Annotated in this window: 19 protein-coding genes; 14 read left to right on the forward strand and 5 right to left on the reverse strand. The window is 71.9% G+C overall.

The genetic code is table 11. The features are described from left to right. Nucleotides 1-9: 9 nt before the first annotated feature. Nucleotides 10-618, forward strand: a complete 609-nt coding sequence (locus ACFYPH_RS15460) for a TetR/AcrR family transcriptional regulator (protein WP_387182188.1) — start codon at nucleotides 10-12, stop codon at nucleotides 616-618. 24 nt (nucleotides 619-642) lie between these two features. On the opposite strand, the gene ACFYPH_RS15465 is transcribed toward ACFYPH_RS15460, so the two are convergent. Continuing rightward, a complete protein-coding gene (locus ACFYPH_RS15465; protein ID WP_355136350.1) occupies nucleotides 643-2,562 on the reverse strand; it encodes a helix-turn-helix domain-containing protein in 1,920 nt (639 codons plus the stop codon). A gap of 14 nt (nucleotides 2,563-2,576) precedes the next feature. Then, complete coding sequence (locus ACFYPH_RS15470; RefSeq protein ID WP_354856023.1) at nucleotides 2,577-3,359, reverse strand: 3-hydroxybutyrate dehydrogenase; 783 nt, start codon at nucleotides 3,357-3,359, stop codon at nucleotides 2,577-2,579. A 285-nt stretch (nucleotides 3,360-3,644) separates the two neighbouring features. Between ACFYPH_RS15470 and ruvC the strand changes: the two genes are divergently transcribed. The 8 genes from ruvC (at nucleotide 3,645) to ACFYPH_RS15510 (ending at nucleotide 13,085) form a co-directional block, all read left to right on the forward strand. Beyond that, entirely contained in the window at nucleotides 3,645-4,172 is a 528-nt protein-coding gene (ruvC, locus tag ACFYPH_RS15475; RefSeq protein WP_234583505.1) for a crossover junction endodeoxyribonuclease RuvC, read from the forward strand. Further along, nucleotides 4,169-4,771 carry a Holliday junction branch migration protein RuvA gene (gene ruvA / locus ACFYPH_RS15480; protein WP_354856024.1) on the forward strand — a complete coding sequence of 201 codons (603 nt, stop codon included), beginning with the start codon at nucleotides 4,169-4,171 and terminating at the stop codon, nucleotides 4,769-4,771. Before ruvC ends, ruvA begins: the two co-directional genes overlap by 4 nt. Nucleotides 4,772-4,799: 28 nt before the next feature. After that, nucleotides 4,800-5,867, forward strand: a complete 1,068-nt coding sequence (ruvB, locus tag ACFYPH_RS15485; RefSeq protein WP_387182193.1) for a Holliday junction branch migration DNA helicase RuvB — start codon at nucleotides 4,800-4,802, stop codon at nucleotides 5,865-5,867. Nucleotides 5,868-6,005: 138 nt separating this feature from the next. After that, complete coding sequence (yajC, locus tag ACFYPH_RS15490; protein ID WP_354856026.1) at nucleotides 6,006-6,344, forward strand: preprotein translocase subunit YajC; 339 nt, start codon at nucleotides 6,006-6,008, stop codon at nucleotides 6,342-6,344. A 277-nt stretch (nucleotides 6,345-6,621) separates the two neighbouring features. Continuing rightward, nucleotides 6,622-8,520, forward strand: coding sequence for a protein translocase subunit SecD (secD, locus tag ACFYPH_RS15495; RefSeq protein WP_387182196.1), 1,899 nt, complete (start codon nucleotides 6,622-6,624; stop codon nucleotides 8,518-8,520). Between the two features lies 1 nt (nucleotide 8,521). Further along, nucleotides 8,522-9,715, forward strand: coding sequence for a protein translocase subunit SecF (secF, locus tag ACFYPH_RS15500; protein WP_354856028.1), 1,194 nt, complete (start codon nucleotides 8,522-8,524; stop codon nucleotides 9,713-9,715). 105 nt (nucleotides 9,716-9,820) lie between these two features. After that, on the forward strand, nucleotides 9,821-10,387 hold the full coding sequence (locus tag ACFYPH_RS15505) for an adenine phosphoribosyltransferase (RefSeq protein WP_354856029.1): 567 nt from the start codon (nucleotides 9,821-9,823) through the stop codon (nucleotides 10,385-10,387). Between the two features lie 169 nt (nucleotides 10,388-10,556). Then, nucleotides 10,557-13,085 carry a bifunctional (p)ppGpp synthetase/guanosine-3',5'-bis(diphosphate) 3'-pyrophosphohydrolase gene (locus ACFYPH_RS15510; protein ID WP_354856030.1) on the forward strand — a complete coding sequence of 843 codons (2,529 nt, stop codon included), beginning with the start codon at nucleotides 10,557-10,559 and terminating at the stop codon, nucleotides 13,083-13,085. A gap of 69 nt (nucleotides 13,086-13,154) precedes the next feature. Here the strand turns inward: ACFYPH_RS15510 and ACFYPH_RS15515 are convergent, their stop codons facing one another. Both ACFYPH_RS15515 and ACFYPH_RS15520 read right to left on the reverse strand, forming a co-directional pair. Further along, nucleotides 13,155-13,994 carry a peptidylprolyl isomerase gene (locus ACFYPH_RS15515; RefSeq protein WP_354856031.1) on the reverse strand — a complete coding sequence of 280 codons (840 nt, stop codon included), beginning with the start codon at nucleotides 13,992-13,994 and terminating at the stop codon, nucleotides 13,155-13,157. 59 nt (nucleotides 13,995-14,053) lie between these two features. Continuing rightward, the gene (locus tag ACFYPH_RS15520) at nucleotides 14,054-14,932 is read right to left on the reverse strand and encodes a peptidylprolyl isomerase (RefSeq protein ID WP_355136356.1); all 879 of its coding nucleotides are present in this window, start codon (nucleotides 14,930-14,932) and stop codon (nucleotides 14,054-14,056) included. Between the two features lie 266 nt (nucleotides 14,933-15,198). Here ACFYPH_RS15520 and ACFYPH_RS15525 point away from each other — a divergent pair, with 266 nt between their 5' ends. From ACFYPH_RS15525 to ACFYPH_RS15535, 3 genes are all read left to right on the forward strand, one after another. After that, complete coding sequence (locus ACFYPH_RS15525; RefSeq protein WP_355065755.1) at nucleotides 15,199-15,909, forward strand: MBL fold metallo-hydrolase; 711 nt, start codon at nucleotides 15,199-15,201, stop codon at nucleotides 15,907-15,909. 72 nt (nucleotides 15,910-15,981) lie between these two features. Next, nucleotides 15,982-17,310, forward strand: coding sequence for a histidine--tRNA ligase (hisS, locus tag ACFYPH_RS15530; protein WP_387182202.1), 1,329 nt, complete (start codon nucleotides 15,982-15,984; stop codon nucleotides 17,308-17,310). Between the two features lie 71 nt (nucleotides 17,311-17,381). Continuing rightward, on the forward strand, nucleotides 17,382-18,323 hold the full coding sequence (locus ACFYPH_RS15535; protein WP_354856035.1) for an acyl-ACP desaturase: 942 nt from the start codon (nucleotides 17,382-17,384) through the stop codon (nucleotides 18,321-18,323). 153 nt (nucleotides 18,324-18,476) lie between these two features. Here the strand turns inward: ACFYPH_RS15535 and ACFYPH_RS15540 are convergent, their stop codons facing one another. Continuing rightward, nucleotides 18,477-18,992: a PaaI family thioesterase gene (locus tag ACFYPH_RS15540; RefSeq protein ID WP_354856036.1), complete on the reverse strand. Its 516-nt coding sequence runs from the start codon at nucleotides 18,990-18,992 to the stop codon at nucleotides 18,477-18,479. 55 nt (nucleotides 18,993-19,047) lie between these two features. On the opposite strand from ACFYPH_RS15540, the gene ACFYPH_RS15545 reads away from it, so the two are divergent. Next, the gene (locus ACFYPH_RS15545; RefSeq protein WP_363942194.1) at nucleotides 19,048-19,524 is read left to right on the forward strand and encodes a helix-turn-helix domain-containing protein; all 477 of its coding nucleotides are present in this window, start codon (nucleotides 19,048-19,050) and stop codon (nucleotides 19,522-19,524) included. 370 nt (nucleotides 19,525-19,894) lie between these two features. Further along, a complete protein-coding gene (locus tag ACFYPH_RS15550; protein WP_354856038.1) occupies nucleotides 19,895-20,938 on the forward strand; it encodes a S1 family peptidase in 1,044 nt (347 codons plus the stop codon). Nucleotides 20,939-20,946: the final 8 nt, after the last annotated feature.

Genomic DNA, 20,946 nt, shown 5'->3' on the forward strand with positions numbered 1-20,946 from the left:
TAGGGGACAATGTCCGACATGACGTCCACCGCCGGTGCTCCGCGGTCGCCCGGGCGACCGCGGAGCATCCGCGCCGACGAGGCGATCATCGAGGCGACCCTCGACCTGCTCGCCGAGGGAAGCACCGTCGAGGCGCTCTCGATCGAGGCGATCGCCACCCGCGCCGGCGTCGGCAAGGCCACCATCTACCGCCGCTGGGCCGGCAAGGACGCGTTGCTGCTGGACGCGCTGCGCCGGCTCAAGGGCATCATGCCGCAGCCAGCCGGTCACTCCGTCCGCGACGACCTGCTCCTGCTGGTCGGCGCGGTAGGGCAGAACGTCGACCCCCGCGCCGCGAAGATCATGCCCTGCCTGGTGCCGGCGGTGAACCGCAGCCCGGACCAATACCAGCTCTACCAGACCATCATCGAGCCCCGGCGTCAGCTGATGCGCGAGGTGCTGCGGCGCGGCATCGACGAGGGGCTGCTGCGCCCCGACATCGACGTCGAGGTGACCATGGCGCTGCTCACCGGGCCGATGCTGATCCAACGGGTCCTGCAGTGGAACCCGGAGCTGGACGAGCGGAACCTGCCCACGCAGGTCGTCGACGGCGTCCTCGACGGCATCCGCGCCCGCTGACCCGACCGCGCGCCCCCGGCGGGGTCAACCCGCAGGGGCGCGCAGGCGGTGCAGGCGCAGCGCCAACTGCACCTCCAACGCCCGCTCGGGCCGCTGCCAGTCCGCGCCGAGCAGTTGCCCGACCCGCTCCAGCCGCTGGGTCACCGTGTTGACGTGCACGTGCAACTGCTCGGCGGCCCGGGCCAGGCTGCCGCCCACCCCGAAGTACGCCTCCAGCGTCTTCACCAGCGCCGTCCCGCGCCGGGCGTCGTAGTCGACCACCGGCCCGACCGTGGCGGTGAGGAACTGGGCCACGTCCCGCTCACCCCGGTCACCGACCGTGCCCAGCAGCAGACCGACGAAGCCGAGCTCCGCGGTGCTGGCGCCCTGACCGGCGCGGCCCAGCGCGCCCAGCGCCGTCAGACAGCGGTCCGCCTCGTGGAACGTCCCGGCCAGCGTCCCCGGCCCGGTCGACGGGCCGCTCGCCCCGGCCGTCACCGGCCGGCCGGTCACCCGCGACAGGTCCCGCGCGACCGCGCGGGCGCTGCCACCGGCATCCTGGCCGGGCAGCATCAGGACCACCCGACCGTCGCGCGCCGCGGCCAGGCCACCGCGCGCCGTGGCGTACGTGGTGGCCCAGGAGAGCACCCGCTGCCGCGCCGAGCCGGTCGCCGCGATCGCGTCGTCGCCCACCGCCACCAGCACGTGCGGCGCGTCCAGGTCCACGCCGAGCCGGCGGGCCCGGCTGCGCAGCGCGTCGGTGTCGCGCAGCGGCCGGGCGATCAGGTCGTCCAGCAACTCGCCACGGACCCGCCCCTCCGCCTCGGCCACGGTCCGGCGGAACAGCAGCAGCAGCGCGGTCACCAGCGCGGCCCGCTCCAGGATCCGCTGGTCGGCGTCGACCAACTCGTCGTCGGGACGCAGCACCAGCGCGCCCAGGTTCTCCGCGCCGGCCACCACCGCCGCGTACCAGAGCGGGCCGCGGCGCACGCTGCGTCCCTCCGTACGCGAGGCGGCCACCGCCTCGACGATGTCCGCCCGGTCCGGCTCGTCGATCTCGCCCACCCGGGCCAGCAACCGGCCCTGGGCGTCCAACGCCAACAGCGCCCCGCCCAGCACCTCGGTCACCGCGGCGGCCACGTCCTCCACCCCGCCGCCGCGCAGCACCAGCGCCGTCATCCGGTCGTGCGCCGCCGCGGCCCGCTCCACCGAGCTGCTGTGCGCCCGGATGGTGGTGTTCGCCGCCGACAACTCGGCCAACGCCGAGCGGGTCTCGGCCAGCAGCCGGGCCGTGTCGATCGCCACCGCTGCGTGCGCGGCGAGGGAGACCAGCAGCGCCACCTCCTCGCGGGCGAACGGCCGGGCCGAGCGGTTGGCCGAGTAGAGCACCCCGATCGAGGTGGAACCGAGTCGCAGCGGCACCCCGAGGATCGCCACCAGGCCCTCCTCGCCCACACCGGCGTCGATCTCCCCGGTGTGGTGAAAGCGCGCGTCCTCGCCGTAGTTGGCGGTCACGTACGGGGCGCCGGACTGGGCCACCAGGCCACCGAGGCCGGCGCCCATCGGCAGCCGCAGCCGCTGGAAGCGGGCCGAGACCGACCCGTCGGTCACCCGCATGTAGGTGTCGCCGCGCTCGTCGTCGTTGAGCGTCATGTACGCCACGTCGGCGCCGAGCAGGTGACGGGCCCGGTGCACGATCGCCCGCAGCACGTCGTCCAGGTCGCGCAGCCCGGCCAGGTCGCTGACCGTGTCGTACAGGCCGGACAGCTCGGTCTCGCGACGGCGGCGGCGCTCCAGCAGCGCGCGAACCCGCAACGCCACAGTCTTGGCCTGCTCCAGCTCGGCCAGCCGGTCGGCGGGCATCCCGGCGGCGCGCGCGGCCACCAACGGGCCCTCGAACTCCACCGCGGCGGCCTCGCGAGCGAGCAGTTCGAGGAACTCCACCGGCGACGACATGGTCGACATTGTGCTCAGGCCCACTAGTTGGCCGTCCAGCCCCCGTCGAGCGCGATCGACGCGCCCGTGATGAAGGCCGCCGGCGGCGAACAGAGGTACGCCAACAGCTCGGCCACCTCCTCCGGCTCGATCAGCCGCTTGATGGCGGCCCGCGCCAGCATGACCTTCTCGATCACCTCGGCCTCGCCGATGCCGTGGCTGGCCGCCTGATCGGCGATCTGGCTCTCCACCAGGGCGGTCCGCACGTACGCCGGGTTGATGCAGTTGGCGGTCACCCCGTGCGCGGCCCCCTCCAGCGCCACCACCTTCGACAGCCCTTCGAGGGCGTGCTTCGCCGAGACGTAGGCCGCCTTGTAGGGCGAGGCGCGCAGGCCGTGCACCGACGAGATGTTGACGATCCGGCCCCAGCCCCGGGCGTACATGTGCGGCAACGCGCGGCGGATCAGCAGAAACGGCGCCTCCACCATCACCCGCTGGATGTACTCGAAGCGCTCGACGGGGAAGTCCTGCAGCGGCGCCACGTGCTGGAGCCCGGCGTTGTTCACCACGATGTCCACGTCCACGTCGAGCGCGTCCACGGCCGCCGCGTCGGCCAGGTCCACGCCCTCGGCGCGTCCGCCGGCCTCGGCGGCCACCGCCTTGGCCGCCTCCAGGTTGCGGTCCACCACGAGCACCTTGGCGCCGGCCGCGCCCAACCGCAGGGCGCAGGCCCGCCCGATGCCGCTGCCGCCCCCGGTGACCAGGGCGGTCCGACCAGCGAGGTCGACCTGTACGACGTGGGGGACCGCCACGGGTTCTGCCGTCATGGCGCAAGAAGTTACGAGCTGTGTGCCCTGCGGCACATGGGGCAGCGACACATACTCCGTACCCCTGCTGTGTGGCCCCCTGCCCCCCATGGCCCGCGCCCGCCCCGCCGAGCCGCGTGCCGAAAGGCTGTCTCTCGGGCGTCGGAGGCAGCAACATCCGGGACGTTGCCCAGATCGTGGCGCGGGGTGTGGGGTGGGGGAGGGCGTGTCCCGTGGGGCCGGTGGGAAGGCCGGCAGTTAGGGTGTCGAACACACGTACTGCTGACGGCTGGGGGAGGGGGCGGCGTGCGGGTGCTGGGGGTCGACCCGGGGTTGACGCGGTGTGGGGTGGGCGTCGTCGAGGGGGTGCCCGGTCGGCCCTGCACGCTCATCGCCTACTACGTGGTCTACACCGACCCGGCCGACGACCTGCCGCTGCGCCTGCTGCACCTGGACCGGTCGCTGACCAAGCTGGTCGCCGAGCACCAGCCGGAGAGCGTCGCCGTCGAGCGGGTGTTCAGCCAGCACAACGTCCGGACGGTGATGGGCACCGCGCAGGCCAGCGGCATCGCCGTGCTGGCCGGGGCGCGGGCGGGGCTGCCGGTGCAGACGTACACCCCGAGCGAGGTGAAGGCGGCGGTGACCGGTTCCGGTCAGGCCGACAAGGCGCAGGTGACCGCCATGGTGACCCGGCTGCTGCGGCTGGACGAGCCACCGAAGCCGGCCGACGCCGCCGACGCTCTCGCCCTGGCCATCTGCCACGTGTGGCGCGGTGGCACCCGTTCCAAGCTGGCCGCCGCGGCCGATCGGGCACGACGAGGAGGAGCACGATGATCGCCAGCGTGCGCGGCACGGTGACCGCGACAGGTCCGGATCTGGCCGTGATCGAGGTCGGCGGGGTCGGCCTGGCCGTGCACTGCGCCCCCGGGACCCTCGCCGAGCTGCGGGTGGGGCAGCCGGCGCGGCTGGCCACCAGCCTGGTGGTCCGGGAGGATTCCCTGACCCTCTACGGTTTCGCCGACGACGACGCCAAGGCGCTGTTCGAGCTGTTGCAGACCGCCAGCGGGGTCGGCCCACGGCTGGCCCAGGCCGTGCTGGCCGTGCACACGCCGGACGCGGTGCGAAAGGCCATCGCCAACGCCGACACCGCCGCGTTGACCCGGGTGCCCGGGATCGGCAAGAAGGGCGCCGAGCGCCTGGTGCTGGAATTGCGGGACCGGATCGGTCCGGTGTCGATCGGCGCCGACGGGGTGGGCGGCGTGACCGGCGGCGCCTGGCCCGATCAGGTACGGCAGGCGCTGGTCGGTCTGGGCTGGACGGCCGGGCAGGCCGACCAGGCGGTGGCCGCGGTGGCGGAGACCATCGACGGCGCCACCCCGCCCGTGCCGGTCCTGCTCAAGCAGGCCATCCGCCTGCTGGGTCGTACCCGATGACCGCCCAGGGGCGACGGGAGGCGGCACGGTGAGCGAGACCGACGGGCTCGTCTCGGCGTACGTCAGTGATGCCGACCGGGACGCGGAGGCCACCGTGCGGCCCCGGCGGCTGGCCGAGTTCATCGCCCAGGACCGGGTGCGCGATCAGCTCGACCTGTTGTTGCAGGGCGCCATGCGGCGGGGGTCCCCGCCGGATCACATCCTGCTCTCCGGCCCACCCGGGCTTGGCAAGACGAGCCTGGCCAACATCGTCGCCGCGGAGCTGGGCGCCGGCATCCGCGTGACCAGCGGCCCGGCGATCGAGCGTTCCGGTGACCTGGCGGCGATCCTGACCAGCCTCGCCGAGGGCGATGTGCTCTTCATCGACGAGATCCACCGGATCGCCCGGCCGGCGGAGGAGCTGCTCTACAGCGCGATGGAGGACTTCCGGGTCGACGTGGTGGTCGGCAAGGGGCCGGGCGCCACCGCGATCCCGCTGGACGTCGAGCCGTTCACCCTGGTCGGCGCGACCACCCGCTCGGGTCTGTTGACCGGGCCCATGCGGGACCGGTTCGGCTTCGTCGCGCACCTCGACTTCTACGCCCCGGCGGATCTGGAGACGCTGCTGCACCGTTCGGCGCGCATCCTCGGGGTGCCGATCACCGCCGACGGCGCGGCGGAGATCGCCGGCCGGTCCCGGGGCACCCCCCGGATTGCCAACCGGCTGCTGCGCCGGGTCCGCGACTACGCCGAGGTCCGGGCCGACGGCGTGGTCACCCTGGGCACCGCCCGCAAGGCCCTGACGGTGTACGACGTCGACGCGCTGGGCCTGGACCGGCTGGACCGGGCGGTGCTGACCGCGCTGGTGGACTCGTTCCGGGGCGGCCCGGTCGGGTTGTCCACCCTCGCCGTGGCGGTGGGGGAGCAGCCGGACACGGTCGAGGAGGTCTGCGAGCCGTTCCTGGTGCGTGCCGGCCTGCTGGCGCGTACCCCGCGGGGGCGGGTGGCCACGGAAGCCGCCTGGCGGCACCTGGGGCGTACTCCACCGAATGGTACATTTGGGGTGGATGTCCCGTCTCCGCCCGATCTGTTCTCCCTGGACACCGATCAGCCGTGATGTGAACGTGATCTGTGCCGCATTCGGTGTTCTCAGGTGCAGGGATTAGACTTCGCCGCGGTCTGTACAGGATGTGAGAATCCGCCTCCGCTCCGGCACTCCCGTGCCGGACAGGTGGCCAATGGGAAGGCAGTAACCGTGCAATACCTTGCAGCGGGTGGTGGGGCCGGCGGCTTCACGCCGATCCTGATGATCGTCCTGCTCTTCGGCGTCATGTATTTCATGATGATCCGTCCGCAGCAGAAGCGTCGCCGCGATGCGGAGGCCATGCAGTCCGCGTTGGGCCCGGGCGACGAGGTTGTCACCATCGGCGGGCTCTACGGCACGGTCACCGGCGTCGAGGACGACGCCGTGCTGCTCGAGATCGCTCCGGGCGTGCAGACCCGCTACGCCCGACCGGCCATCGCCCGGGTGGTCACCCGCGCGGAGCTGCCGAGCGAGCCGGTCACCGAGGACGCGGACACCGTCAAGGAGTGACCCTCCCGCGGGGGTGACGGTTCCGGCGTACGGCCGGGTGACCGGCTCCCCGGCCACCGCGCCCAACGGGGCAGCGGACGTGACGTGAAAACTGGATAGTTGGGTCGACGCCGGGCGTCGGCACGTTCCCGTGGCCGTCGGCGTCCCCATGCCGGCGTGTCCGGCCACTGTGTCGGCACCCCGTCGGCCCAGGTCAGACCCGTTGGCCGGGACCCCCGGCCCGACACTCGCCGCCGCCGCGCGCAGCGGCGCGACCGTACAGGGAGACAGGACAACCGTGGCACCACCTCAGGGACAGATGCGCCCCGGCCGGCAGCTCGCCGTGCTCGGGTTCATCTTCGTGGTCCTCTACCTTCTGGTGTTCTTCGCGGGCGGTGCCAGCGGCAGCTTCAAGGACCGGCTGGAGCCCAAGCTCGGCCTGGACCTGATCGGCGGCACCCGGATGACGCTGCAGGCGACCAACAGCGTCGATGGCAAGCCCCCGACGGCCCAAAACCTTGAGGAGGCCCGGCAGATCATCGAGAACCGGGTCAACGGGCTCGGCGTGGCCGAGGCCGAGGTGGTCACCGAGGGCAACCGGAACATCGTCATCTCCCTGCCCGGTGAGAACCGGAACCTCGACGAGGTGGGCAGCGCCGCCGAGCTGCGTTTCCGCAAGGTGCTCAAGGCCGCCGACGGCAGCGGGACGGCCGCCGCCCCGCCGGCCGCCACGGCAGCCCCGGGCAGCGTCACCCCGTCCGGCGCCCCCTCGGCGACCCCGTCGGGCAGCGGCGCCCCCTCGGCGACCCCGTCGGGCAGCGGTGGACAGGGCGGGATGGCGCCCGCGCCGTCCGCCAGCGCGACACCGACCCCCTCGGCCTCGGCGAGCGCCGCCGCCCCGTCGGCGAGCGCCAGCGCCGAGCCGGTGCCGGCGAGCATCGAGGAGCAGCGCAAGGCCGTCGAGCAGAAGGTCGGCGCCGCCGCCTGGCAGGCCGCCAGCGGTCTGCAGGCCCCCGCCGACCTGAGCGCCGACCCGTCGCTGGGCGACAAGCTCAAGCCGTTCAGCACGCTGAGCCCGCAAGAGGTTGCCGTGCTGCCGGCGCAGATGCAGTTCAACGTGCCGACGATCGGCTGCGCCCAGCTCGACAAGCGCCCCCCGGCCTCGATCTCCGACCCGAAGCAGCAGGTCGTGTCCTGCGAGGACGGCGCCTCGAAGTACCTGCTCGACCAGGCCAAGGTGCTGGGCACCGACGTGGACGACGCCAACGCGGTGCTCGACCAGACCAACGCCTGGGTGGTCAGCCTCGACTTCACCGGCGACGGCCAGGGCAAGTGGACCGCGTTGACCCGTGAGGCGTTCACCAACGAGGGCCAGGCCTGCGACGCGACCGCTCTCGGGCAGGACGGCAAGTGCCGGGTCGCCGTCGTGCTGGACAACGAGATCGTCTCCTCCCCGGAGATTCAGGCCGTGCTGACCGGCAACTCCCAGATCACCGGCAACTTCACCCAGAAGGACGCCAGCGCGCTCGCCAGTCAGCTCCGCTACGGCGCGTTGCCGGTGACCTTCCAGCCGCAGGAGTCGCAGAACGTCACCGCGACCCTGGGTGCCAGCCACCTCCGCGCGGGTCTGCTCGCGGCCGGCATCGGCATGCTGCTGGTCATCATCTACGCGTTCTTCTACTACCGGCTGCTCGGCTCGGTGATCTTCCTGAGCCTGATCCTGTCCGCGCTGCTCGTCTTCGGCGCGCTGGTGGTGCTCGGTCGGCAGATCGGCTTCACGCTCACCCTCGCCGGCATCGCCGGCATGATCGTCTCGCTCGGTGTGGCGGCGGACTCGTTCGTCATCTACTTCGAACGACTGAAAGACGAGATCCGGGAGGGACGCAGCCCGCGTAGCGCGGTGCCCCGCGCCTGGGTCCGCGCCCGCCGGACGATCATCTCGGCAAACGCGATCACGCTGCTCTCCGCAGTGGTGCTCTACGTGGTCTCGGTCGGCACGGTCAAGGGCTTCGCGTTCGCCCTCGGCCTGGCCACGGTGCTGGACCTGGTCGTGGTCTTCCTCTTCCGGCACCCGATCATGACGATGTTCGCCCGGACCCGGGCGTTCCTGTCCCCGCGGGTCAGCGGCCTGGGTCGGGCACTCCCGGCCCGCAGCCAGCAGACTCAGCCCCGCAACCCGCGCGCCAAGGAGGCCTGAGATGGCTCAGAACGGTCTGGCGAGCCGCCTCTACAACGGCGAGGCCGGTCTCAACGTCGTCGGCCGGCGCAAGCTCTGGTTCGGCGTCGCCGGGATCCTGATCCTGATCGCGATTCTGAGCTTCTCGATCCGCGGGTTCAGCCTCGGCATCGAGTTCGCCGGCGGCAACTCGTTCCAGGTGCCGGCCAGCGTCGGCACCCTGAACCAGGCTGAGGAGCAGGTCGACGCCGCGCTCGCGGCCAAGGGCGGCGGCGCCGAGGTGGTGACCGCGCAGAAGGTCGGCGGCACGGGCGGCGACTCGTACGAGCTGCGTACCGGTCAGCTCAGCGCGGAGCAGGCCACCGCGGTCAAGGCCGACATCGCCCAGCGGTTCGGCATCAACGCGGACCAGATCAGCGACAACCAGGTCAGCGAGGCGTGGGGCAGCCAGGTCACCTCGCGGGCCCTGCTCGGTCTGGTCATCTTCATCGCGTTGGTGATGGTCTACCTGATCCTGCGCTTCGAGTGGCGGATGGCGGTCGCCGCGGTGGCGTCGCTGTTCACCAACCTGATCCTCACCGCCGGCATCTACTCCCTCGTCGGCTTCGAGGTCACCCCGTCGACGATCATCGGCTTCCTCACGATCCTGGGCTTCGCGCTCTACGACGTGGTGGTGGTCTTCGACAAGGTGCAGGAGAACACCCGGGGCATCACCGCCAACAACAACATGACGTACGGCGAGGCGGCCAACCTGGCCGTCAACCAGAGCCTCATGCGGTCGCTGAACACCTCGGTGGTGGCGCTGCTGCCCGTCGGTGGTCTGCTCTTCATCGGCGCCGGCCTGCTCGGCGCCGGCACGCTGAAGGACCTCGGCCTGGTGCTGTTCGTGGGTATGGCGGTGGCGTTCCTGACCTCCATCCTGGTGGCGACGCCGCTGCTGGCGCTGCTGAAGAACTACGACCCCCGCATCCAGGCGCACAACAAGCGGGTGCAGGCCCGTCGGGGTACGCCGGGCCGTGGCGAGGTCACCGGCAAGGGTGCCCCGGCCCCGGTCGAGGGCGAGGCGGCCGACGCGCCGCTCGATCCCGACTCCGCCGCGCTGGCCGGCGCCGCCCCGAAGGTGGGCGCGCGGCCGGCGGGCAAGCGGCCGACCGGCGCCCGGGGCGGTCGCCCCGGCGGCGGCGGTAACCGGCCCGGCGGCGCCAAGCGGCGCTGACCGACCCCCGGGGTCGCCCCGGGAGGAAACGCCCGAACGGCGTCCGGCATGCTGTGCGAGCAGCATGCCGGACGCCGTCGTCGTGGGAAGGGAAACGAGACAGCCGTGACGGAGACCCACAGCACCGCGGCGCGCGGGGACAGCGGCCCGGAGGCCGCCCGGTTGGTGGCCAGCCGGGTGCTGGACGTGCCGGACTTTCCCCAGCCCGGTGTCCTGTTCAAGGACCTGATGCCGCTGTTCGCCGACGGGAAGGCGTTCCGCGAGGTGGTCGACGAGATCGTCGCGTACCACGGGCGGGACGGCTTCGACGTCGTGGTGGGCATCGAGGCGCGCGGCTTCGTCGTCGCGGCAGCTGTCGCGTACGCGGCCGGGGTGGGCGTGGTGCCCGTGCGCAAGGCGGGCAAGCTGCCCCGCCCGGCGCACTCGGTGTCGTACGCCCTCGAGTACGGCGAGGCCACCCTGGAGGTGCACGAGGACGCCTTCACCGCCGGCCACCGGGTGCTTGTCGTCGACGACGTGCTGGCCACCGGCGGCACCGCCGAGGCGACGCTGGACCTGGTCGAGCGGGCCGGCGGGACGGTCACCGGCTTCACCGTGCTGCTGGAGCTCGGCTTCCTGGGCGCGCGGGAACGGCTGGCGCCGCGTCCGGTCCATGCCCTGCTGACCGTTTGAACCCGGCCCACCGGGCGGAGGTCGCGCCGACCGTCCGGCGGAGCGGCAGGGGACCGTCCGTGCGGGTAGCATTGCCCTTTGCTGACGCCGGCGGTACACCGTCCGGCGACGCGAGACCAGGCCGGCCGATGTTCGGCCGGTGTGTTTCCGGCGAGCGGTGAGGAGGCCGGTGTCCCACGATGTCGTCCCTCCGGCGGAGGGCACGGTGCACCCGACAGGCGACGCTGACGGCTCGGTGACCGACCGGAACGGCGACGCGCCGGCCCGGGTGGCGGGCACCGACAACGGCTCCGGCAGGGCTCCTGCCGACGACGCGGCGGCTCCGACCGGCGTCACGGCGAGCGCCACCACGGAGGCGTCCCCGGGCGCCGACGGGGTCGTGGTCCCGTTTCCGACCGACGCCGGCGTCGACCCGTCGCCGAGCGGTGGCTTCGGGCTGTCCAACGCGCCCACCGGTCGGCGGGTGCGCGCCCGGCTGGCCCGGTTCAACGCGCCCTGGCAGACCTCGCAGGTCAGCGAGGTGCTGGAGCCGCTCATCGCGAGTCACCGCGAGAACCACCCGAAGGCCGACGCGCGGCTGCTCCAGCGCGCCTTCGACACGGCGGCGCGGTGGCACTCCGGGCAGTACCGCAAGTCCGGCGACCCGTACATCACCCACCCGCTCGCCGTCGCCACCATCCTCGGCAACCTGGGGATGGACACCACCACGCTGGTGGCCGCGCTGCTGCACGACACCATCGAGGACACCGAGTACACCCTCGACGCGATGCGCGCCGACTTCGGCGGCGAGGTCGCCCTGCTGGTCGACGGTGTCACCAAACTGGACAAGGTCAAGCTGGGCGACGCCGCCAAGGCCGAGACGATCCGCAAGATGGTCGTGGCGATGGCCAAGGACCCGCGGGTGCTGGTGATCAAGCTGGCCGACCGGCTGCACAACATGCGCACCCTGACCTTCCTGCCCCGCCCCAAGCAGGAGCAGAAGGCCAAGGAGACGCTGGAGATCCTGGCGCCGCTGGCGCACCGGCTCGGTATGAACACGATCAAGTGGGAGCTGGAGGACCTGGCCTTCGGCACCCTGTTCCCGAAGCGCTACGAGGAGATCAACCGGCTGATCGGGGAGCACCAGCCGCAGCGGGAGTCGCTGTTGCGGCAGGTCACCCAGAAGGTCGGCACCGACCTGAAGGCCGCCAAGATCAAGGCGGAGACGACCGGGCGGCCGAAGCACCTCTACTCGATCTACCAGAAGATGATCGTGCGGGGTCGCGACTTCAACGACATCTACGACCTGGTCGGCGTCCGGATCCTGGTCGACACGGTGCGGGACTGCTACGCGGCGCTCGGCGTGATCCACGCCAACTGGCAGCCGGTGCCGGGGCGGTTCAAGGACTACATCGCGATGCCCAAGTTCAACATGTACCAGTCGTTGCACACGACTGTCATCGGGCCCACCGGCAAGCCGGTGGAGATGCAGATCCGCACGTACGCGATGCACCGCACCGCGGAGTTCGGCATCGCCGCGCACTGGAAGTACAAGGAGCACAAGGGCACCCAGATCGTCGGCCCGCCGGCGCACATCGACGAGATGACCTGGCTGCGGCAGCTGCTGGACTGGCAGCGCGAGGCGGCCGACCCGAGCGAGTTCCTGGACGCGCTGCGCTTCGACCTGTCCAGCCAGGAGGTGTACGTCTTCACCCCGAAGGGTGACGTCATCCCGCTGCCGACCGGGTCGACGCCTGTGGACTTCGCGTACGCGGTGCACACCGAGGTGGGGCACAAGTGCATCGGCGCGCGGGTCAACGGCAAGCTGGTGCCGCTGGAATCGACGCTGTCCAACGGCGACGTGATCGAGATCTTCACGTCGAAGTCCGAGACGGCCGGCCCCACACAGGACTGGCTGGGCTTCGTCAAGAGCCCGCGCGCCCGCACGAAGATCCGCCAGTACTTCAACAAGGAGCGGCGCGAGGAGGCGATCGAGGCCGGCAAGGACGCGATCGTCAAGGCGATGCGCAAGCAGGGCATGCCGTTGCAGCGGATGCTCACCTCCGACGCGCTGATGTCGATCGCCCGGGACCTGCACCTCGCCGACGTGGCGTCGCTGTACGCGGCGGTCGGCGACAGTCAGGTCTCCGCGCAGTCGGTGGTGCAGAAGCTGATGGCCGCGTACGGCGGCGAGGAGGGCGCGGCGGAGGACATCGCCGAGACCGCCGTCGCCACCCGGCCGCCGCGCAGCCGCCAGAGCAGCAGCGACCCCGGCGTGGTGGTCCGTGGCGTCAGCGACGTGTGGATCAAGCTGGCCCGCTGCTGCACCCCGGTCCCACCGGACTCGGTGTTCGGCTTCGTCACCCGCTCCGGCGGGGTGAGCGTGCACCGCGACGACTGCGCCAACGCCGAGGACCTGCGGGCCCAGGCCGAGCGGGTGGTCGAGGTGAGCTGGAAGCTCACGTCCGCCTCCACGTTCCTGGTGGCGATCCAGGTCGAGGCACTGGACCGGCACAAGCTGCTCGCCGACGTCACCCGGGTGCTCTCCGACGAGCGGGTCAACATCCTGTCCGCCACCGTCACCACCACCCGCGACCGGGTGGCGGTGAGCCGGTTCAGCTTCGAGATGGCCGACCCGAAGCACCTGGGCCACCTGCTGGCCACCGTCCGCAAGGTCGATGGGGTCTTCGACGCGTACCGGGTCACCTCGGGCGCCTGAACACCGTACCCCGCACACGAGAGCGCCCGCCGGCTCAGCCGGCGGGCGCTTCCTCGTCTCGTGCGGGTGTCAGCCCTGCGGCGGGCTCATCGTGAGGTCGGTGATCGTGACCTCCTTCTTCGGGTGGCCGCCACCGGCCTGCTGCGCGAACGCCCCGTCGTCGCCGGCCTTGGCCACGTCCTTGACGATGTCCATGCCGCCGGTGACGGTGCCCAGCACCGTGTACGCCGGGTCCAGCGGCGAGTCGCCGTAGACGATGAAGAACTGGCTGCCGGTGCTGCCCGGCTGGCCGGAGTTGGCCATCGCGATGACGCCCTCCGGGTACGGCGGGCGCTTGTCGGTGGGCAGGTTCTCCTCCGGCAGCCGGAAGCTCGGGCCACCCGTGCCGTCGGTGTCCCGCCAGCCCTTGCCGGTGGCGCTCGGGTCACCGCACTGCAGCACCTTGATGCCCTCGGTCACCAGGCGGTGGCACTTGCTGTTGTCGAAGAAGTTCTTCTCCGCGAGGTAGGTGAAGGCGCCCGCCGTGCACGGCACCTGCGACCGGTCGACCTTGGCCGTGATCGGGCCCAGGTTGGTGGTGATCGTCATGGTCTGCACGCCCTTGGCGGACTGCTGGTTGCTGGGCACCCCGACGTCCTTGATCTGCGGGGGCCGCTGGTCGGCGGGCATCGCGTTGTAGACGCACTCGCTGGCGCCGGGCGCCGAGGCGGCGGTGTCGCTCTTGTCGTCGTCGCCGCCGAGGGTCGTGGCCAGCCAGACGGTGCCGGCGACCACGAGCACCAGCACGGCCGCCGCGCCGACGATCGCCTGCGTCTGGCGGCGCTTGCGGGCCTTGGCCGAGCGCTCGGCCATCTCCTTCTCGAGTCGGGCGCGTGCCGCCGCGCGCTGCCGCTCTCTGGTGGACGTCACGCCTGGATCCTCCTGGCTGTTTGCTGCGGGGTGCCGCTCGGGTGGGGTGGGGCGACCGGTCAGCCGGCGCTCGGGCTGCTGGCCGGTGCACCGGACGGCGCCGGTGCCGCGCCGGTGACCGGCTCGCCGACCGTGAGGCTCTGGATCACCACGTCGGTCTTGGGCTTGACCTTGGCCCCGGTCCCATTGTCCACGGTCGGCAGGGCGCCGATCTTCTCGACCACGTCGAGCCCACCGGTCACCTTGCCGATCACCGGGTACTTCGGGTCCGTGGTCGTGAAGTCCTTGAAGAAGATCAGGAACTGGCTGCCGTTGGTGCCGGGCGGGTTGGAGATCATCGCCACGGTCCCCTTGGGGTACGTCGGCGGCTGACCGGGCGCCGGGCTGGCCGACGGCGACGCCGACGGCACGGTCGGCACGTCCTCGTCGTAGAACGAGTAGGTCGGCCCGCCGAGGCCGGTGCCGCTGGGGTCACCGCAGCGCAGCGCGCCGTCGGCGGTGATCTCGTGGCACTTGGTGTTGTCGTAGAACGACCGGCTCGCCAGGTGGGCGATGCTCGCCGCGGCGCAGGGGGAGTTGGCCAGGTTCAGCTCGGCGGTGATCGGCGCACCCTGGTTGGTGGTGACCGTCATCGCCCGGGTGCCGTCGGTCGGCAGGCCCTTGGTCGCCGGCGTGCCGACGTCCTTGAGGTTGGTGTTGGCGGTCGCGTCCTGCGGCGTCCAGAGGCAGGTGTCCTCCGCGGCGGTGTTCTTCTTCGGATCGGAGTCGAACGCCCCGAGCGCCCAGGCCGAGCCGGCCACGATCACCGCGAGGACCAGGAAGGCGCCGACACCGGCCTGGATCTGCCGGCGGCGCCGCGTGGCGGCGGCCCGGCGAGCCAGCTGCCGGTCGAGCTTGGCCCGCGCCAGTTTGCGCTGCCGGTCCCTGCTGGAAGCCACAGGTGCTCCCCTTTCCTCTGCCTGGTCGTCACCGGCGGCCGGGTACCCCGGCCCGTCCGGGCTCGCGTGTGCCACGCCACACGCCCGCCAGAGTGTACGGCTAGTGACTGGGAATGTGGTGTACGAGGTCCACCCCACCGCCAGCAGCCCATATCGTGCGATGTCACTGTGTCGGATGGGGCCTCGGGGGCGGACGCGGCAAACGCGCTCGCCCCGCCGGTTAGGCTGCTGGGCAGGACGACAGCTCGACGGAGAGGACAGCGCCCGTGCTCGTGGCCGGCTTTCCCGCGGACGCCTTCGGCACCAACTGCTATGTGGTGGCCACCGCGCCGGGGGAGCAGTGCGTGGTGGTCGATCCCGGCATCGGGGTGCTCGACCAGCTCGACGCGCTGCTCGCCGAGCACCGCCTGCATCCGGCCGCCGTGCTGCTCACCCACGGCCACCTGGATCACACGTTCTCGGTGGCGCCGGTCTGCGGTGCGCGCGGGATCACCGCGTACGTGCACCCCGGCGACCGGGAGATGCTCGCCGACCCGGCCAAGGGCCTGTCGACCGATCTGACCTCGCTCTTCGGTGGCCGGCTGAGCTACACCGAGCCGGAGGACGTGGCCGAGCTGACCGACGGCGCGACCCTCACGCTCGCCGGCCTGGAGATCGCCGTCGACCACGCCCCGGGCCATACCGGCGGGTCGGTGCTGTTCCGGCTGCCCGGCGCCGGTTCGGGGTGGGAGGCCGACGAGATCTGCCTCTCCGGCGACGTCCTCTTCGCCGGCTCGATCGGCCGCACCGACCTGCCCGGCGGCAGCATGCCGGCGATGCTCACCAGCCTGCGCGACAAGATCCTCCCGCTGGCCGACGACACCGTCGTGCTGCCCGGGCACGGCCCCAGCACCACCATCGGCCGCGAGCGCGCCAGCAACCCGTACCTCATCGAGGTGGCCGGCGCGGCGCCGGCCGCTCCCACCCGGGGCCTCTAGTTCTTCGTCCGCGCCGCGCGCGGACCCACGACACCACCGCGCCGCGGGCGCGGGATCGCAAGGAGTACGCCGATGAGCAAGCCCACGCCCATCTCCGGTTTCCCGGAGTGGACCCCCGGCCAGCGGATGATCGAGCAGTTCGTGCTCGGCAGGATCCAGGACACCTTCGAGCTGTACGGGTTCGCGCCGCTGGAGACCCGCGCCGTGGAGCCGCTGGACCAGCTGCTGCGCAAGGGCGAGACCTCCAAGGAGGTCTACGTGGTCCGGCGGCTGCACGCCGACGCCGAGGGATCCGGTGGCGACGACCAGCTCGGCCTGCACTTCGACCTGACCGTGCCGTTCGCCCGGTATGTGTTGGAGAACGCCGGCAAGCTGCACTTCCCGTTCCGTCGTTACCAGATCCAGAAGGTGTGGCGGGGTGAGCGGCCGCAGGAGGGCCGCTACCGGGAGTTCGTCCAGGCCGACATCGACATCATCGACCGGGACACCCTGGCCCCGCACCACGAGGCGGAGATGCCGCTGGTCATCGGGGACGCGCTGCGCGCCCTGCCCATCCCGCCGGTGACCATCCAGGTCAACAACCGCAAGATCTGGGAGGGCTTCTTCCGCGGCATCGGGGTGACCGACCCGGAGGCGGCGCTGCGCACCGTCGACAAGCTCGACAAGATCGGCCCGGCGAAGGTGGCCGAACTGCTGGCCGAGACCGCCGGGGCGAGCGAGGCGCAGGCCAAGGCGTGCCTGGCGCTGGCCGAGATCTCCGCCCCGGACGCCTCGTTCGCCGACGCCATCCGGGCGCTCGGGGTGAGCGACCCGCTGCTCGACGAGGGCGTCGAGGAGCTGGTCCGGGTGGTGGACACCGCCGCCGAGCACTCGCCCGGCCTCTGCGTGGCGGACCTGCGCATCGCCCGTGGCCTGGATTACTACACGGGCACCGTCTACGAGACCCAGCTGCGTGGCTACGAGCGCTTCGGCTCGATCTGCTCCGGCGGCCGGTACGACAACCTGGCCAGCGCCGGCGCCACCTCGTACCCCGGGGTCGGCATCTCGATCGGCGTGACCCGGCTGCTCGGGCTGCTCTTCGGCGCGGGGGAGCTGTCGGTCTCCCGTTCGGTGCCCACCTGTGTCGTGGTGGCCGTGGCCGACGAGGAGCAGCGCTCGGCCAGTGGCCGGATCGCGTCGGCGCTGCGCCGGCGGGGCATCGCCACCGAGGTGTCGCCGAGCGCGGCGAAGTTCGGCAAGCAGATCCGCTACGCCGAGCGGCGCGGCATCCCGTACGTCTGGTTTCCGGGGGCCGACGGCGCTCCGGACGAGGTGAAGGACATCCGCTCGGGTGAGCAGGTCACGGCCGACGCGAGGGAGTGGGCGCCGCCCCGGGAGGACCTGAAGCCGAAGGTCGGTTGAGTGTCACGACTGGCGCGGACGGCCGCGGGGACCTACGGTAGCGTAAGTTACGCCACCGTAGGGAGTTACTCGTGACCGTGAGCACGACACTGAGCCAGACCGCCCTGCTCGTCGAGCTGGAGCCGGTCGTCGCGCGCAACCTGGACCGCCACCTCTCGCTGGCGAAGGAGTGGTTCCCGCACGAGTACGTGCCGTGGAGCGAGGGTCGCACGTTCGACGGGCCGCTCAATGGTGAGGCGTGGTCGCCGACCGACTCGACCATCCCGGACGTCGCCCGTACCGCGCTGATCGTCAACCTGCTGACCGAGGACAACCTGCCCTCGTACCACCACGAGATCGCCACCCTGTTCGGCCGAGACGGCGCGTGGGGCACCTGGGTGCACCGGTGGACCGCGGAGGAGGGCCGGCACGGCACGGCCATCCGCGACTACCTGACCGTCACCCGGGCGGTCGACCCGGTGGCGCTGGAACGCGCCCGGATGACCCACATGTCCGCGGGCTACGTCAACGTGCACGACGACGAGGTGCTGCACTCGTTGGCGTACGTCTCGTTCCAGGAGCTGGCCACCCGCATCTCGCACCGCAACACCGGCAAGGCCACCGGCGACCCCGCCTGCGAGGCGCTGCTGGCCCGGGTCGCCGCCGACGAGAACCTGCACATGGTCTTCTACCGCAACCTGCTCGCCGCCGCGTTCGAGCTGGCCCCGAGCCAGGCCATGCGGGCGGTCGCCGACGTGGTGGCCAACTTCCAGATGCCCGGCAACGGCATCGACGGCTTCGCCCGCAAGTCGGTGGCGATCGCCCTCGCGGGCATCTACGACCTGCGCCAGCACCGCGACGAGGTGTTGCAGCCGGTGCTGCGCCAGTGGGACGTCTTCAACGTGACCGGCCTCGACGCCGACGGCGAAGCCGCCCGCGAACAGCTCGCGGCCCAGCTGGAGGCCCTGGAGAACGCGGCGGCTCGCTTCGAAGAAAAGCGCGACGCCCGAGCAGCCCGCCTAGCCCTCCGCTAACCCAACCCCACCCCCACCCCACCCCACCCCGCGCCCCCACCCGCCACACTCCGTTGATCATGAAGTTATTGCCGCGACACGCCGACGAGGCGGGCAATAACTTCATGATCAACCCGCCGTTTGGGGTGGTGGGGCGGTGGGGCGGTGGGGGGGTTAGGGGGTTGGGGGGAGGGGGAACAGGAGGCAGGTGCTTGTCGCGTGGGCGATCAGGCGGGCGTTCGCGTCGGTGAGGCGGGCTTCGGCCAGGGCCGTGCGGCGACCGCGTTGCAGCACCGTGCCCTCGCAGCGCAGCGTGCCGCTGTCGACGGTGACCGGGCGCAGGAACTTCACGTTCAGGTCCAGCGAGGTGTAGCCGACCCCGGCGGGCAGCGTGGTGTGCACGGCACAGGCGGCGGCGGTGTCCAGCAGGGTCGAGATGACGCCACCGTGGACGGTGCCCAGCGGGTTGTAGTGGAACTCCTGGGGGACCAGCTCGACGGCGACCCGACCCTCGTCGGCCTCCATCCGGGCCATGTCGATCAGGTGCATCACCGGGGGTGCGGCCAGTTCTCCGGCGATCATCGCGCGGAGCAGGTCGATGCCGCTGCGCCGACCGACCTGCGCGGCGTTGGCCGCCGGGTCGGACCAGGTGAAGGTACGGCTGCGCGCCGGCTCCTGGGTCTGTGTCATGGACGCAGCGTCGCAGGACGTTGCTGAGTCTGTCAATGAGACCTAGCCTGGTCGGATGAGACCCGGGGCACTGGACTGGTCGGTGGAGAACTGCACCATCGCCCGCGCGATGGAGATCCTCGGCGAGCGGTGGACCATGGTGGTGCTGCGCGAGGTGTTCAGCGGCGTGCGGCGCTTCGACGACATGCGGGTCCGCACCGGTATTCCGCGCCAGGTTCTCACCAACCGGCTGGCGGTGCTCGTCGAGCGGGGCGTTCTGCGTCGTGAGCCGTACCGGGAGCCCGGCAGCCGGCTGCGCCACGAGTACCGGCTGACGGAGAAGGGCCTGGCCCTCTGGCCGGTGCTGGTCGCCGTGCTCGGGTGGGGTGACCGGTACCTGGCCGACGCCGAGGGCTCGCCGTTGAGCGTGGGGCATCGCGACTGCGGCGCCCCGGTTCGCGTCGAGCTGCGCTGCGCCGAGGGGCACCCGGTGGATGATCCCCGCGACGTGCTGCCCCGCCCGGGTCCCGGCGCGCGCCGCCGTACCCCCTGACGCCGCCCGCTCGTCCGCGCCGCCGCCGTCCGCGCCGGCCGCCGCTGCCCGCTCGTCCGCCGTGCGGCCCGATCCGTGGTGATCCGGCGGCGGGGGTTGTGGCGTCAACGGCGTCGGACGGCGAGTGGTGTCCGAAACGGATCCGGCGGTCCTCAGGGCTGTGACGGCAGGTGCCCGCGAACGTGTCCGCGGTGTTGCGGCGGTGTGACTGGCGCGGGTCGACGAATTCGGGCGAAACCAGGTCTTGTCAATGATCTTAAGTATGTGAATACTTCTGTTCACTCGGCCGGTTCTCGCAGATCGGCCGGGTCGCCCCTCGGGTCAGCCACCCCCGGCCAGACCCGTCTCCCCCGCCCAGGAGGTTTGTTACATGCGACCCACGAGGTCCTCATTCCGCGTTGCGGCGACTGTTGCCGTGAGCGGAACCCTGGTCGTCGGCTCGCTCATCGGCGCACCCGCCCAGGCCGCCCCCGCCGCCTCGCCCGACGCCGCCGCCGCCCTCTCCGCTCAGCTCGGCGACCGCTCCGCCGGCTCGTACATCGACGCCAGCGGCAAGACCGTCGTCACGGTGACCGACGCCGCCGCCGCCCGCACGGTCAGCAAGGCCGGAGCGAGCGTCCGGTACGTCACCCGCGGCGCCGCCGAGCTGAACCGGGCCACCGCCGAGCTGGAGCGCTCGGCGAAGATCCCGGGCACCGCCTGGTGGAGCGACCCGATCACCAACCAGGTGGTCGTCTCCGTCGACAGCACCGTCACCGGCGCCAAGCTGGAGCGGGTCAAGGCCGCTGCCGCGCGCGCCAACGGCGCGGTACGCGTCGAGGCCGAGGCCGGCGTGCTCAGCACCCGCATCTCGGGTGGCCAGGCCATCTACACCGGCGGCTACCGCTGCTCGCTCGGCTTCAACGTGCGCAGCGGCAGCACCTACTACTTCCTGACCGCCGGGCACTGCACCAACCTCGGCACCAACTGGTACTCGAACTCCAGCCAGACCAGTCTGCTGGGCACCCGTGCCGGCACCAGCTTCCCGGGCAACGACTACGGCATCGTGCGGCACAACAACTCCGCGAACGCCGCCGGCAACGTCTACCTCTACAACGGCAGCTACCGGGACATCACCGGCGCCGGCAACGCGTCGGTCGGCCAGTCGGTGCAGCGCTCCGGCAGCACCACCGGCCTGCGCAGCGGCTCGGTGTCCGCGACCAACGCCACGGTGAACTACGCCGAGGGCTCGGTCTCCGGCCTGATCCGCACCAACGTCTGCGCCGAGGGTGGCGACAGCGGTGGCTCGCTCTTCTCCGGTAGCACCGCGCTCGGCCTCACCTCCGGCGGTAGCGGTAACTGCAGCAGCGGCGGGACGACCTACTTCCAGCCCGTCACCGAGGCCCTGAGCGTCTACGGCGTCAGCGTCTTCTGATCGATTCA

Origin of the sequence: Micromonospora sp. NPDC005252, from assembly GCF_042872475.1 — a bacterium.
In the GTDB taxonomy this organism is placed as follows: Bacteria; Actinomycetota; Actinomycetes; order Mycobacteriales; family Micromonosporaceae; genus Micromonospora.

Coding starts and splice junctions, on each gene's coding strand:
- secF (WP_354856028.1), top strand. CDS start 8,522: ATGGCTCAGAACGGTCTGGCGAGCCGCCTCTACAACGGCGAGGCCGGT.
- hisS (WP_387182202.1), top strand. CDS start 15,982: ATGAGCAAGCCCACGCCCATCTCCGGTTTCCCGGAGTGGACCCCCGGC.
- ACFYPH_RS15460 (WP_387182188.1), top strand. CDS start 10: ATGTCCGACATGACGTCCACCGCCGGTGCTCCGCGGTCGCCCGGGCGA.
- ruvA (WP_354856024.1), top strand. CDS start 4,169: ATGATCGCCAGCGTGCGCGGCACGGTGACCGCGACAGGTCCGGATCTG.
- ACFYPH_RS15540 (WP_354856036.1), bottom strand. CDS start 18,992: ATGACACAGACCCAGGAGCCGGCGCGCAGCCGTACCTTCACCTGGTCC.
- ACFYPH_RS15465 (WP_355136350.1), bottom strand. CDS start 2,562: ATGTCGACCATGTCGTCGCCGGTGGAGTTCCTCGAACTGCTCGCTCGC.
- ACFYPH_RS15545 (WP_363942194.1), top strand. CDS start 19,048: ATGAGACCCGGGGCACTGGACTGGTCGGTGGAGAACTGCACCATCGCC.
- ACFYPH_RS15550 (WP_354856038.1), top strand. CDS start 19,895: ATGCGACCCACGAGGTCCTCATTCCGCGTTGCGGCGACTGTTGCCGTG.
- ACFYPH_RS15470 (WP_354856023.1), bottom strand. CDS start 3,359: ATGACGGCAGAACCCGTGGCGGTCCCCCACGTCGTACAGGTCGACCTC.